Here is a 12,409-nt window from a genome sequence, read left to right on the forward strand (position 1 = left end):
AACGTAAGAGTTTACTGGTAGTCTATTTGCTTACTAATTATTCACTAAATACCGCAACCACAGGGTACCATCCTTGTAGGTACTGCTGCTTTCCAGGCTGAAGGTAACTGGTTTGGCCTCAGTCAAGCCCTCTTTGGTTTCAAACAAGGATGGCAGATCAGAGGAACCGTCAGCTACTGGCGTCATTACCACGCTGAGTTCATCGCACATCCCGGCTTGGATGAAGGACCAGTTCAAGACACCGCCGCCTCCCAGCATGATCATTTTCATGTCGAACAATTCCTGCAGCTTCTTGACCGCTAATACCGGATCGATGCTGTCTTTTCCGGCAATGATATAAGAAATATTCAGCTGGCGCAGGAAATGCTTGTAATCGTCGCCGACTTTTTCCGACAGAACTTCGATTACATGAGCCTTCGTTTCTCGATAGGTCAAGAGATTGCTTTCCCAACCTAAACGGCCAGAAGCATCAATCGAAATATAATACATGGATAAATCATGCTCTGCTACGAAATCCCCCGCCGGAACCTCAGGGAAATCAGTTTCTAACACGGGTTCCTTGTAATGGGTAAAGTTGTCATCTGTCGTCGTTCGTCCAGACAGCCAGCCTTGGTGATCATAATGACGATTTTTCCCGAAGGCGATTTCGTAAAACAGATCCCCCGACTTGTCGCTTTCCGGGGTGTCCATGTAAGGACCTAAAATCTTTCCATCTAATGAGGTAAACATGTGGCAAAAAATATACGGTCTAGTCATTTTGTTCGCTCCTTGTAATCGTATTTTTTCCTAACTGGAAGGCTTCTTCCAAATAGTTCTCTTTAATGATGTGTTTGCCGTCTTCGATCTTGGTTCCGCCAGCCAGGCACATGCCGATGTTCTGCCACTCAATCGCTTGGGTGACAAAGCGGTAATAGGAAACCGACTGTTCAAAGGTCCAAAAGTTCTCGTCCCCGGCTGTCATCAGCAGCATCGTTTCCTTCTTAGGGAACTTGTCATCTTTAGACGTGGCATACAAACGTTCAATAAAAGCTTTGATGCGGGCGGAAATCGTCCAGAAAAACAACGGGGAGGCAAAAACCAACACATCGCTTTCTTCAAACAACGGATACAGCTTTTGCATGTCGTCCTTGATCACACAGCTGCCGCTTCTTTGGCAAAAATTGCAGCCGCGGCAGCCTTCGATTTGCTTGTTGCCAAGAAAAACCTTCTTCACCTGATGACCGGCTTCTTGGGCCCCGGCGATAAAGGCATCCGTCAGCTGCATGGTCGATCCTCGAGGTGTGCCGCTGCCCACCAATACTAATATTTTTTTCATTTTAATCCTCTCCTCGTTCCCTTTAGATCAAGCCTAACACTTAACCTCGACATCAAGTCAATGCCTTTTTCCGCAATTTAGGAAAAGAAATTTTTTTAAAAGAAATTCGTTTTTTATCGTTGACTTAACCTTGACTTTAAGTGATAGAGTGAACTCATCAGCTGGAAGGATACCAGCCGAAACGACTGACCCATTAGCCAACCGCAGCAGGAATACCCAGAACAACTTGCCCTGCTGAAAAAAAGAAAAGAGGAAAATTAAAATGATGAACACTATTGACCAACAACACTTAACCGGAGAACGTGCCTTATTTAAAAGCAACAACCTGATTGTAAAAAATTCCGTGTTTGAAGACGGTGAATCTCCATTAAAAGAAAGCCGCAACCTGGACATCAGCGACAGCATCTTCCGCTGGAAATATCCTTTGTGGTACTGTGAAAATGTCGAAGTCAGCAACACTACCCTGTTAGAAACTGCTCGTTCCGGTATCTGGTACACCAACAATATCGCCATTACCGACAGCATCATCCAAGCACCGAAAACCTTCCGCCGCGGCAAGGATATTCGTTTAACCAACGTCCACATGCCGAAAGCCGAAGAAACCTTCTGGAACTGTGAAAATATTACGCTGGACAATGTTCAGGCAGAGGGCAATTACTTTGCCATGAATAGTAAAAACATCACGGCCGTTGATTTCTCACTAAGCGGCAACTATGCCTTTGACGGCGCAGAAAATATCGAAATCCACAATTCCAAATTAATTTCCAAGGATGCCTTTTGGAACTGTAAGGATGTCACTGTCTACGATTCAGTAATTATCGGCGAATACCTTGGCTGGAATTCTACCAACCTGCGCTTTGTCAATTGCTACATCGAAAGCGAACAAGGCCTGTGTTATGTGGAAAATTTAGTGATCGAAAACGGCAAAATCATCAATACCGATTTGGCTTTTGAATACTCAACCGTGGATGTTTCCGTTAATACCACGATTGACAGTGTCAAAAACCCGATTTCCGGCACCATCAAAGCCAAAAATATCGGTGAACTGATCATGGAGGAAGCCGAAATTGATCCAACCCAAACGAGAATTTGTTTGATGGAAGCCTACGAAAAAATGACGGTTTTAGCAAACAACTAATATTTGAAACAAGGAGTGAATACTATAGATGGAAATTTTGTCACGTATCAATGGACCCGAGGATGTCAAAAAATTAAATCAAGAAGAACGTACCGCCTTAGCCGTCGATATCCGAGCGGCTGTGCTAAACAAAGTCAGCAAAAACGGCGGCCATGTCGGCCCCAACTTAGGAACGGTGGAACTCACCATTGCCTTTCACTATGTCTTTGATTCACCCACGGATAAGATTGTTTGGGATGTTTCCCATCAGTCCTATCCCCACAAAATCTTAACTGGCCGGAAATCGGCCTTTCTGGAAGAAGACACCTTTTCAACCGTGTCTGGCTACACTTCCCAGGATGAAAGTCAGCACGACTTCTTTAAAATCGGCCACACCTCTACTTCTATCAGCTTAGCGGTAGGATTAGCAAAAGGGCGGGATTTGAAACAGGAAAAAGGCAATGTGGCGGCTTTGATCGGGGACGGTTCCTTAAGCGGCGGTTTGGCCTTTGAAGCCTTGAACAACGCTGCTGAATTAGGCTCGAACTTGATTGTGATTGTAAACGACAACGAAATGTCGATTGACGAAAACTTTGGCGGCTTGTACCGTACCTTGGCTGAGCTGCGAGAAACCCAAGGCCAGTCAGAGAATAATTTGTTCAAAAGCTTAGGCCTTGATTATCGCTATATCGAAGAAGGCAATGATGTGGAAAGTATGATCGCGGCCTTTGAAGCAGTCAAAGACATTGATCATCCAATTGTGCTGCATGTTCATACCGAAAAAGGTCATGGCTATGACCATGCCGTAGCGGATAAAGGCTTGTATCACTGGCGCCCGCCCTTCGATCTGGAGAGCGGTGAAGGTCTAAATTCTTCTAACCAACAAAGCTACAGTGGTGTTGTGGTGGAGCACTTAATGGCGGAAATTGCAGCTGGTAATACAAAATTGGCCGCCATCAATGCCGCGATTCCCGGTATGTTTGATTTGCCACAGCTAAAAGAAAAACACCCTGCTCATTATTTTGACGTGGGGATCGCGGAGGCTCATTCGGTCAGCTTTGCGGCTGGGTTAGCCAAAAACGGCATTCGCCCAGTTCTGTTCCATTCCAGCTATTTCTTACCACGGGCTTATGATCAGTTGTCTCATGATTTAGCAGTGAATCAATTACCGGCTGTCATTATCGTGGGCAACGGTCATGTGAACGAAAGCGATATTACCCATCAAGGGATTTTCGACATTCCTATGATTAATAGTATTCCAAATATCAAGTATCTGGCACCTACCAACAAGGAAGAGCTGCTGGCAATGGTGAAATGGGCGCTGGTTCAAACCGAAGGACCGGTGGCGATTCGTTTGCCGGCTGGCGAAGTGATTTCCAAAGACACGGCCTTCTTGGACTACAGTCAAGCACGATACGACATCCAAAAAGCTGGTGAAAAAGTCGCGATTCTAGCTTTAGGCAGCTATCTTTCTTTAGGCAAAGAGGTTTATCAACGGTTGACAGACCAATTAGACATCTCGCCTACTTTGATTAATCCGCTGTTCATCACGGATTTAGATAAGAATTGCTTAGAGGGTTTAAAACAGGAACACTCTCTAGTGATTACCTTGGAGGATGGCAGTTTGACCGGCGGCTTTGGCGAAACGATCGCTGCCTTCTATGGCGATTCAGCGATGAAGGTGCTGAACTTTGGCGCCACCAAAGAATTTACCGATAATGTGCCGATGGAGGAATTAGCCGAGCGCTATCGGTTAACGCCGGAAGCGATTGTCGCAGAAGTTAAAAAGCATATATAGCAAAAAAGGTGGGACAAACCCGAATAAGTTTGTCTCACCTTTTTGTCTGTCGTAAACCCTACCGCAAAACTAGTTGTTCGGCCTATATCTCAGCCACAGCGTGCCGCCGTCCAGTACCTCCGCTGAATTCAAGGTAAAGCCGATAGGACCGGGATTCCCCGTGAATCGCGAATTGAACAAGGCCGTATCTTGCGGATCGCCATCCACCGCCGGAGCGACAATCAAGCTGACCTCATCTACTAAACCAGCCTCTAAAAAGCTCCAGTTTAAGACACCTCCGCCGCCCAGCAAAAGATTGTCCAAGCCATAAATCGTGGCTAATTTATCCAAGGCCAGCCCCAGATCAATTGTTTCTGCACCTGCAATTAAATAAGGGATTTCTTTTTCGATCAGAAAAGCTTTGTACTGATCCGTTACTTGTTCCGTCAAGATCTCCAATACATGAGCCTCAACATCGGCATAGGAAGTTGTGTTCTCCTGCCAGCCAAGTTTGCCAGTTCGATTAAAGGCAATGAAATATTTTTCTTTGCCCAAATTGATAATATGATCTCCTTTAGGCACATCGGCGGTTACTTCCTTCAGCTCTGGCTTCGCATGATTGGTAAATTCTTCACCAGTACTGCTGCCGTAAAGCCAACCTTGAAAATGAAAGCTCGCCGGATGATTCTCCTGAAAACCAATCGCTTTGAATAGTTCAGCGGCGGGCTTGCACTCTGGGGCATTGGCAAATGAACCGGTAATTTTTCCATCCATTGAAGTGAAAATGTGCAGCGTAATCTTGGGTCTAGTCATAATAATCTACTCTCCTTTATGAGCTGTCAGTCTCGCTCTATTAACTTCACTTTATCACTTAATGTCGTGGTTAAGTCAAGAGGAAGACAGGAGTTCTTCAAAAAACAGATGAAAAACTAACTGCAGGAAAAATATCAAAAAGAACCGATAACGATTGAAGGAAGGAACCTTCTCGTTATCGGCTCTTTAACTTTATAAAACATTCGTATGATAGGCTGCCAATCTAGCTTCTAGATTTTCGTCATGTATTTCTGGCACAAATATTTCTGAATCGCAACCAGTACATTTCGCAGCTTTTTTGTTGTAGGTAAAACTTACATTTTTAACCATTTCGGTAATCGGGGTAATCGTGTACTTAACATCAGAGAAGTCTCTACATATCTCACAAAACAATTGCTCTACATTTCCCATGGTTGTCCCCTCTCGTAAAATAGATTTCAGAGAGTTCAATAGTTTTCCCACTATATATAGTATTTTCTGCTCATACATGAATCCTAACTAATCAGAACTTATACTTGTCTGATCCGCGCCATTCTTCTTTTTTGAATTATTTTTCCAATACCTAACCATGTAAAGCACAAGTAAAACAATCCAAGAAAGACCTTCAGCTATTGCTAGAACATTGCCAGCAAACAACTCTACCAATAAATAGCAGCCGGCTATCCTGGCAAATAAAGAAATTACTCCTGCAACACTTGAGAAGACCATATCGCCATTTCCCTCAATATATCCCCTAATGACCATCGAAAAACCATAGATAATATAGAAAGGAGCCAAAGTTCGGAAAAATGTCTTTCCAATACCGACCGAAGCAGCGGACAGCCCAAACATGGCTAACAGATACTCACCAAATAAAAAGATAAACAGGGAGATACTAAGCGAGATTATCGCAATGATGATTAACCCGATTTTCAACGTTCGTTTTGCTCGCTCCTCATTTTCAGCACCAATATTTTGTGCCACAACAGTAGCAACCCCTGAACCGAAATTAACAATCGGCAAAAGAATGACCGAATCAACTCGATAAGCTGTTGTTATGGCCGCAATAGTTTGTTCACCAAATCCATTCATAAATCGCTGAAGAATAATATTTCCCATAGAACTAATACTTGCTTGAATGGTTGGCGGCACACCAAACCTTGTCCCCTCCATCATATTTTTCTGCTCAAATATTTTTTTATCGAGGCGATACTTTAAATAAGAATAGGTTCTTTCCGTATAAAAGACCAAAAATAGAGTCATCGCTATTTGCGAGATGACTGTAGCCGCCGCGGCACCTGCTACACCTTTACGTAAAACCACCACAAACAAGATATCCAAAACTACATTCGCCAGTGAGGAAATTAGAATCGAAACAAACGGCGCTTTACTGTCACCGGCGCCTCTTAATACACCTGAGTAAACATTGTAAATCGCTAAAAAGGGAACACCCAGCAGCATAATTTTTAAGTAGCTGCTTGCTAGCGTGATCAGCTTCTCAGGCGTATCAAGAATCGTGACAATCGAAGTAGTCAGCACACTGCCTAATAATGACACCAGCAGAAAAATCCCGCCCAAAATAAATGCGAAGGAAAACAAGGTTTCCCGCATTTCCCAGAATTTCCTTTTGCCATGATGTTGTGCAGACAACACAGATATTCCAGAGGTAAAGCCGACAATCATCGTAATACACAAATTATAAATGGCTGTCGTCGCTCCGATCGACGCAAGCGAAAGCTCCCCCTCCACATTCCCAACAATAAAGGCATCTACCCAATTAAACAACTGTTGAAACACCCCACTAAGAACCAATGGTATTGTAAACAGCAGTAAAACCTTCACAATACTCCCCTGCGTCATATCCTTTCCCATATTGAAGCCCCCTCTCTACTTTAGGTAAATGTTCAAAAATTACCAACTTAAACATAGGCATTGCGGTCAATCGCCGCTCTTTATAGTAGAAGCATATCAAATCGTGCCTTCTAGTCAACGATTTTTTAGAATAAAAATACCTCTCCAAAGTATCTTGTTTACAAGCAAGCAATTGACAACATACACTGTGTATGTTAGCCTGAACTTACAAACACAGTGTATGTATAGAGGAGGTTAAACATGCCGCGTAATAAATATCCTGAAGAAACGGTCCAAAAAATTTTAGATGCATCGTTGAGACTCTTCCTTGAAAAAGGCTATGAAGAGACTACCGTGCTGGATATCGTCAACGAACTAGAAGGATTGACTAGAGGCGCCTTTTATCATCATTTTAAATCGAAGGAAGAAGTTTTGGACGCTTTAGGGACCAAATTGTTTTGGGACAATAATCCTTTTGAAAAAGTGATGGCGGAAAAAGAGTTGACTGGTTTAGAGAAAATAAAAAAAGTCATCAAATTGTCCTTACAAAACGAAGATCAGCAAAAAGTCGGCGTCATGTCTATTTCTCTACTAGAGAATCCTAGAATCTTAGCCGAGTTTATGGAAAGCAACCAAACTATTGCTGCTAAGCTTTTTGAGAAACTCTTTCAAGAAGCGATTGATGACGGCTCGATAAAGGATATAAAATACCCTAAAGCGTTACCTAGCTTATTCACCCTACTTTTAAATGTTTGGTTGCCGCCAGCGATATTCCCTGGTTCTAAGGCAGAAGTGCTGGAAAGACTCTATTTGATGAAGGATATCCTTGATTCAATTGGAGTACCTGTCATTGACGATGAAACACTTGGGTATGCTAAAAAGACATTGGAAACTATACTAACTGAATAAAATTGCTCCGGCAATTTTATTTTTTTAAATACATACATTCAGCATGTATAAAAAGGAGGAACTAACATGACAGAAGAAGAATTTGACGCAGCAATGGAGCATTTTGGTGATGTGATTGAAGAAACAGTTGAGGAAGCAGCAGATTTGCTAGATAAGTCCCTCACCTGCGCCTGGAGATTTCGACCGGTTCGGATAGTCGGAAATACGATTACCATTTTGACTGGAGTTGGACTAATCGCCAGCGCTGTACCCTTTGTTGAAAACGGCTACGATAAAACGGCGAAGGCCTGCTTAATTGGTGGCAGCCTAGTAATTGCCGGAAAACTTGTTAAATATGCTGTATTTAGGAAGAAATGAGGTGGGAACAATGAGGAACATATACTTTTGCGTGAAATGGACAACGATAGCCATCATTACCGCAATTGCTGTTGTTGAACTATTGTCAGATATTCCTGATAACTCGGACGCTTAAACCCATATACATTCATACTGTATGGATGTTTTGAAGGAGGATAAGATGGCTCGAAACAAATATCCAGAAATCACCGTCGATAAAATTCTAAAAGCAGCGGAACACCTATTTATAGAAAAAGGCTACGACGACACCACCATTCAGGATATCGTCAATGAATTGAATGGGTTGACCAAAGGAGCCATCTATCATCATTTCAAATCAAAAGAAGATATTATGGATGCGCTGGGAGATAAGATGTTCTTTGCTAATAACCCCTTTGAAATAGTCAAAAAGCGGACTGATTTAAATGGGTTACAAAAAATGCGGCTGGCCATCATGCTAAACAAAGCCGATGAAAATCAATTGGAATTATCCAAACAGTCTCTTCCCCTCTTGAACAATCCGCAAGTGTTAGTCCGAATGATTGACTCCAATCGTCGGATTTTATGCCCTTATTGGCTGGAGTTGATTGAGGAAGGTCAAAAAGACGGCTCGATTCATACTAAGTACGCCGAAGAATTAGCCGAATTTTTATCGTTTATTGATGTTTGGTTCATGCTTTCGGTCACTGGCGACAGTGTTGAGAAAATGCAAAGCAAATATCTATTTATCTTTGAAATACTAGACAAAATGGGGCTGCCGATTTACGACCAGGACTTGGAAACATCAATCAAATCACTGCCTTTTTTCGCTGAAGCAGACTAAGTAAACTTGTCTTTTGCTTCAATACATTCGTTTGTCAGGTATGTAAGTTTCAATCGTTTCGTTTCAGTTTTACAGTAAGAATACATCTAAGGAGGAATTATTATTTCAAATCTACCTATTTCTATTGAAGTTTCTGCCCTAAAGAAAAGCTTTCAGGACAAAGTGGTGCTAAAAGATGTCAATTTTTCGGTTCCCAGCGGTACCATCTATGCTCTGCTGGGTTCCAACGGTGCCGGAAAAACCACGATTGTTAAAATTCTGTCGACTTTACTGAAACCAGATGGCGGCAAAGCAACGGTCAACGACTGTGATGTCGTGATTCAAGGTGATCAGGTGCGGGAGTTTATCAGCTTAACTGGCCAGTTTGTCGCCGTTGATGAAGTGTTAACCGGCCGAGAAAATTTGAAACTAATTGGGCAGCTGCGACGTTTGCCGAATGTTAAACGAAAAATTGTCGAATGGTTAGCCTTTTTCAACTTAACCGATGCAGCTGATCGCAGGGTCTCCACTTATTCTGGCGGGATGCGGCGGCGCTTAGATATCGCCATGAGTCTGATGGTTAACCCGCAAGTCCTCTTCTTAGATGAACCCACCACCGGACTGGACCCGCAAAACCGCATCGCCATGTGGGATCTGGTAAAAGATCTATCCGAAAAAGGAACCACTGTATTCTTGACTACCCAATATTTAGAAGAAGCGGAATATTTGGCGGACAATGTTGCGATCCTCCACAAAGGTCAAATACTGGTGGAAGGCACCCCGCAATATCTCAAGGAAATCATGCCTAGCCGCGGTGTATCACTAAACTTTAACAGTGAAAAAAGTGCCACAAAAGCCATGGAGCTGTTACGTGAAAATGATATGGCCGCTGATGGTGTCGAACAAAACTTGCCTTCATTAGAAGATGTTTTTTTAAGCTTGATCGATGAAACAAAGGAGGAAACAATTCATGCGTAATACAATTTTTGATTCGTGGATTATGTTTAAACGTTGTTTGTCCATCTCGCTGAGAAATCCAGAAGCTCTTTTAACTGCCACCTTTCTCCCGTTTATCGTCATGCTGCTGTTTACTACCATCATGGGCAATATGACAAATTTAGCCGATTTTAATTATGTGGATTTCATCGTGCCCGGCATTATCATGCAAAGTATCGGTCAAGCTTCGCAATATTCAGCCATGAATGTCGCAACCGATATGACTAAAGGAATCATCGATCGTTTCCGTACGATGTCGATTTCAAAATCGGCGGTGATCATCGGCCATACCGGCGCTGGAGTTGTCAGAAATACGATTGCCACTGTGATCATCTTCGCTACTGCCTTGGTTTTAGGGTTTCGACCGCAAGCTGGCTTTAAGGATTGGGGTGTTGTCCTAGGACTGCTTGTTCTGGTGAACATTGCCATGTCGCTGGTCAGTGTACTTTGTGGATTAATCGCCAAGTCCGCCGAGGGTTCCATCAGTTTAATGCTTCCCTTTTTCGTTCTCCCCTTTATTAGTTCTGGCTTTGCTCCGGTGGAAACGATGACTGGCGGCATTCGCTGGTTCGCTAAAAACCAGCCGATGACGCCAATTATCGATAGCATCCGATCGTTGACCTTGGATTTGCCGTTGGATAATAGCCTAATGGTCGCTTTGACTTGGTGTATCGGCACCATCCTAGTGACCTATTTTATTTCGCTGCAAGTCTACAAAAAGAAAACCGCTTAGGAAAAATTTGTGATAAATTCGTAGCACACGCTGACTGGCCAGTTGACGTGTGTTTTTTTAATTGACTTCACCCCTTGTGATAGGAGAAGCGGATTTGGTTGATAGAGAAATCCGATCTTATCCCATCATTACCTTGACGGCAAATCGTGATTTGCTTACAGCTGAACCTTTACTGAATTGACTTTTGGGTAAGAGCGTGTTATTCTTTGTTTGCGAACATTTATAAACGAATATTCACAAAATAAATTCGCAAAGAAAGGAGCTTGATTGATATGCCTTCAAAACCAGTCTTGTCTGAAGAGGACAAGGAGAACATTAAGCAACAATTGCTGAGCCTTTGTGAACAGCTTTGGGTATTACAAGGATACAAGAAAACAAGTATTAAGCAGCTGTGCAGTGACACCGCTATTGCGATTGGTACATTTTACTCCCTCTACTCCACTAAAGAGGAACTGTTTTTCGAAACTGCTAAAGCAATCCAAGTTCGATTAACCGATCAATTTTTACAAACTGTGCTGCAAGGAGCGAACCAAGCCAGCCTGGCGAAAGCCCTCAAGGAGTTGTTCCGTGAGTTCGACAGCAAACCTTTTCTCTATGATGTTAATACACCTGATTTTAGAGCGTTTGTTACCAAGCTTTCGGATGAGAACATGGAAGAACTTAAATTTGAAAGCATTTCCTTTTTCAGAGAGGTTTGTAAAGCGGCACAATTAAAACCAAAAGTTGACGATGCTAAAGCTTTTGGGGTGTTAAGCGCCCTGCTTTCGACGGTTGCCACCAAGCAGACACTGTCTGAAATGTATGATTATTTTGAGATTTTTGATTTTATGGTAGATAAGTTAGTCGCTGAGCTGTTTGAATAGGAGGAATAGGCATGGATCATTTACAAATAATCGCTGCAATTCAACGAAGCTTTTTACAATTTGTTCCGCTTTTTCGGGTAGGCTGGATGGTGACCTTGGTACTTGGCCTCGCAATGTTGTTGATCGCATTTTTCCTGATCAAGAACCTTGTCAAAAGAAATTACCCTTGGATTGTCGGCGGAATTGGTTTGCTCATGGTGATTAGTTCGGGAACCCAGCTAATCATGAGCTATTTATAGGAGGTATTTTTATGATAAATCAAACAGCAGCTTATTTTGAAAATTTGGCAGATGACTTGGGACTATCGATCAAAATTCCACGCCCGACCCCCGCAACAAGACGTGCCTGCAGTGTCACGAACAGTTTCGTTGGCCTTAGTTTAATCGGAACAGGGGCGCTATTCAAAAAGCCTTCACTGATCGTGCTGGGAACTTTAGGACTAGCCGGTGCCGTGCTGCTTTCACAAGATCAAGATGACTAGGAGGTCACTATGCGATACAAATACAAAACTATCCCCTTCACTAACGACGAAATCAGTCATTCCTGCGAAGGATTGACCGCAAAGCTCAATCAGGCCGGAGAGCGTGGCTGGGAGCTGGTTGCTATTTTTTCACAAAAAGGCTTAGGTAGTTCTGCCTATACTATTTTTGGTATTGCTCAAATGCAATTTCTTGTACTTAAAAAGACGGTTGTGGAATCCTCGTGATTGCACGCTGTATACTCTTCCCTTTCTTTGCCAGCCACATGCCAAGATGAATCTTCCTAGTCACATATATTCTCCACTATTGGAACAGCCTGATATCTGTTAATTTTTAGCTGAACTACCGGATAGACAATTCTTGTAATTACTTCATTTCTTTCCAATTCACCTACATCTTTAAAGTAAACAAAGAGCCGGCGTGCCACAATACTCAGTAT

16 protein-coding genes are annotated in these 12,409 nt (G+C 42.8%); 11 read left to right on the forward strand and 5 right to left on the reverse strand.

Annotation, left to right across the window (positions count from 1 at the left end; genetic code table 11):
* Positions 1 to 33: 33 nt before the first annotated feature.
* On the reverse strand, positions 34 to 756 hold the full coding sequence (locus JZO70_RS14525; protein ID WP_207674359.1) for a dihydrofolate reductase family protein: 723 nt from the start codon (positions 754 to 756) through the stop codon (positions 34 to 36).
* Entirely contained in the window at positions 749 to 1,315 is a 567-nt protein-coding gene (locus tag JZO70_RS14530) for a flavodoxin family protein (protein WP_207674360.1), read from the reverse strand. Before JZO70_RS14530 ends, JZO70_RS14525 begins: the two co-directional genes overlap by 8 nt.
* Positions 1,316 to 1,580: 265 nt before the next feature.
* Here JZO70_RS14530 and JZO70_RS14535 point away from each other — a divergent pair, with 265 nt between their 5' ends.
* Positions 1,581 to 2,453, forward strand: a complete 873-nt coding sequence (locus JZO70_RS14535; protein WP_207674419.1) for a DUF3737 family protein — start codon at positions 1,581 to 1,583, stop codon at positions 2,451 to 2,453.
* Positions 2,454 to 2,481: 28 nt separating this feature from the next.
* Complete coding sequence (locus JZO70_RS14540; RefSeq protein WP_207674363.1) at positions 2,482 to 4,230, forward strand: 1-deoxy-D-xylulose-5-phosphate synthase; 1,749 nt, start codon at positions 2,482 to 2,484, stop codon at positions 4,228 to 4,230.
* Positions 4,231 to 4,299: 69 nt separating this feature from the next.
* On the opposite strand, the gene JZO70_RS14545 is transcribed toward JZO70_RS14540, so the two are convergent.
* The 3 genes from JZO70_RS14545 to JZO70_RS14555 all read right to left on the reverse strand — a co-directional run bounded on the left by JZO70_RS14545 (position 4,300) and on the right by JZO70_RS14555 (position 6,873).
* On the reverse strand, positions 4,300 to 5,022 hold the full coding sequence (locus JZO70_RS14545; RefSeq protein WP_207674365.1) for a dihydrofolate reductase family protein: 723 nt from the start codon (positions 5,020 to 5,022) through the stop codon (positions 4,300 to 4,302).
* 192 nt (positions 5,023 to 5,214) lie between these two features.
* Positions 5,215 to 5,433 carry a hypothetical protein gene (locus JZO70_RS14550; RefSeq protein ID WP_207674367.1) on the reverse strand — a complete coding sequence of 73 codons (219 nt, stop codon included), beginning with the start codon at positions 5,431 to 5,433 and terminating at the stop codon, positions 5,215 to 5,217.
* Between the two features lie 87 nt (positions 5,434 to 5,520).
* Positions 5,521 to 6,873: an MATE family efflux transporter gene (locus tag JZO70_RS14555; protein WP_242703959.1), complete on the reverse strand. Its 1,353-nt coding sequence runs from the start codon at positions 6,871 to 6,873 to the stop codon at positions 5,521 to 5,523.
* 240 nt (positions 6,874 to 7,113) lie between these two features.
* Here JZO70_RS14555 and JZO70_RS14560 point away from each other — a divergent pair, with 240 nt between their 5' ends.
* The 9 genes from JZO70_RS14560 to JZO70_RS14600 all read left to right on the forward strand — a co-directional run bounded on the left by JZO70_RS14560 (position 7,114) and on the right by JZO70_RS14600 (position 12,197).
* Complete coding sequence (locus tag JZO70_RS14560; protein WP_207674369.1) at positions 7,114 to 7,761, forward strand: TetR/AcrR family transcriptional regulator; 648 nt, start codon at positions 7,114 to 7,116, stop codon at positions 7,759 to 7,761.
* 66 nt (positions 7,762 to 7,827) lie between these two features.
* The gene (locus JZO70_RS14565) at positions 7,828 to 8,118 is read left to right on the forward strand and encodes a hypothetical protein (protein WP_207674371.1); all 291 of its coding nucleotides are present in this window, start codon (positions 7,828 to 7,830) and stop codon (positions 8,116 to 8,118) included.
* Between the two features lie 160 nt (positions 8,119 to 8,278).
* Positions 8,279 to 8,920 (forward strand): TetR/AcrR family transcriptional regulator, encoded by a 642-nt coding sequence (locus tag JZO70_RS14570; RefSeq protein WP_207674373.1) that lies wholly within the window; start codon positions 8,279 to 8,281, stop codon positions 8,918 to 8,920.
* A 165-nt stretch (positions 8,921 to 9,085) separates the two neighbouring features.
* Complete coding sequence (locus JZO70_RS14575) at positions 9,086 to 9,877, forward strand: ATP-binding cassette domain-containing protein (RefSeq protein ID WP_347565163.1); 792 nt, start codon at positions 9,086 to 9,088, stop codon at positions 9,875 to 9,877.
* Positions 9,870 to 10,628, forward strand: a complete 759-nt coding sequence (locus tag JZO70_RS14580; protein ID WP_207674375.1) for an ABC transporter permease — start codon at positions 9,870 to 9,872, stop codon at positions 10,626 to 10,628. The genes JZO70_RS14575 and JZO70_RS14580 overlap by 8 nt, the downstream gene beginning before the upstream one ends.
* 272 nt (positions 10,629 to 10,900) lie before the next feature.
* Positions 10,901 to 11,491 (forward strand): TetR/AcrR family transcriptional regulator, encoded by a 591-nt coding sequence (locus JZO70_RS14585; protein ID WP_207674377.1) that lies wholly within the window; start codon positions 10,901 to 10,903, stop codon positions 11,489 to 11,491.
* Between the two features lie 11 nt (positions 11,492 to 11,502).
* Complete coding sequence (locus JZO70_RS14590) at positions 11,503 to 11,730, forward strand: hypothetical protein (protein ID WP_207674379.1); 228 nt, start codon at positions 11,503 to 11,505, stop codon at positions 11,728 to 11,730.
* An 11-nt stretch (positions 11,731 to 11,741) separates the two neighbouring features.
* Positions 11,742 to 11,972: a hypothetical protein gene (locus tag JZO70_RS14595; protein WP_207674380.1), complete on the forward strand. Its 231-nt coding sequence runs from the start codon at positions 11,742 to 11,744 to the stop codon at positions 11,970 to 11,972.
* 9 nt (positions 11,973 to 11,981) lie between these two features.
* Positions 11,982 to 12,197, forward strand: coding sequence for a DUF4177 domain-containing protein (locus tag JZO70_RS14600; RefSeq protein WP_207674381.1), 216 nt, complete (start codon positions 11,982 to 11,984; stop codon positions 12,195 to 12,197).
* Positions 12,198 to 12,409: the final 212 nt, after the last annotated feature.

It is taken from the genome of Candidatus Enterococcus moelleringii (assembly GCF_017377575.1).
Taxonomy (GTDB): Bacteria; Bacillota; Bacilli; order Lactobacillales; family Enterococcaceae; genus Enterococcus_A; species Enterococcus_A moelleringii.

What these genes read in the sequence shown, in the direction of transcription:
- JZO70_RS14545 (WP_207674365.1), bottom strand. Translation starts at nt 5,022, where the DNA reads ATGACTAGACCCAAGATTACGCTGCACATTTTCACTTCAATGGATGGA.
- JZO70_RS14525 (WP_207674359.1), bottom strand. Translation starts at nt 756, where the DNA reads ATGACTAGACCGTATATTTTTTGCCACATGTTTACCTCATTAGATGGA.
- JZO70_RS14565 (WP_207674371.1), top strand. Translation starts at nt 7,828, where the DNA reads ATGACAGAAGAAGAATTTGACGCAGCAATGGAGCATTTTGGTGATGTG.
- JZO70_RS14535 (WP_207674419.1), top strand. Translation starts at nt 1,581, where the DNA reads ATGAACACTATTGACCAACAACACTTAACCGGAGAACGTGCCTTATTT.
- JZO70_RS14600 (WP_207674381.1), top strand. Translation starts at nt 11,982, where the DNA reads ATGCGATACAAATACAAAACTATCCCCTTCACTAACGACGAAATCAGT.
- JZO70_RS14580 (WP_207674375.1), top strand. Translation starts at nt 9,870, where the DNA reads ATGCGTAATACAATTTTTGATTCGTGGATTATGTTTAAACGTTGTTTG.
- JZO70_RS14595 (WP_207674380.1), top strand. Translation starts at nt 11,742, where the DNA reads ATGATAAATCAAACAGCAGCTTATTTTGAAAATTTGGCAGATGACTTG.
- JZO70_RS14550 (WP_207674367.1), bottom strand. Translation starts at nt 5,433, where the DNA reads ATGGGAAATGTAGAGCAATTGTTTTGTGAGATATGTAGAGACTTCTCT.
- JZO70_RS14585 (WP_207674377.1), top strand. Translation starts at nt 10,901, where the DNA reads ATGCCTTCAAAACCAGTCTTGTCTGAAGAGGACAAGGAGAACATTAAG.
- JZO70_RS14570 (WP_207674373.1), top strand. Translation starts at nt 8,279, where the DNA reads ATGGCTCGAAACAAATATCCAGAAATCACCGTCGATAAAATTCTAAAA.
- JZO70_RS14530 (WP_207674360.1), bottom strand. Translation starts at nt 1,315, where the DNA reads ATGAAAAAAATATTAGTATTGGTGGGCAGCGGCACACCTCGAGGATCG.
- JZO70_RS14540 (WP_207674363.1), top strand. Translation starts at nt 2,482, where the DNA reads ATGGAAATTTTGTCACGTATCAATGGACCCGAGGATGTCAAAAAATTA.
- JZO70_RS14560 (WP_207674369.1), top strand. Translation starts at nt 7,114, where the DNA reads ATGCCGCGTAATAAATATCCTGAAGAAACGGTCCAAAAAATTTTAGAT.
- JZO70_RS14590 (WP_207674379.1), top strand. Translation starts at nt 11,503, where the DNA reads ATGGATCATTTACAAATAATCGCTGCAATTCAACGAAGCTTTTTACAA.
- JZO70_RS14555 (WP_242703959.1), bottom strand. Translation starts at nt 6,873, where the DNA reads ATGGGAAAGGATATGACGCAGGGGAGTATTGTGAAGGTTTTACTGCTG.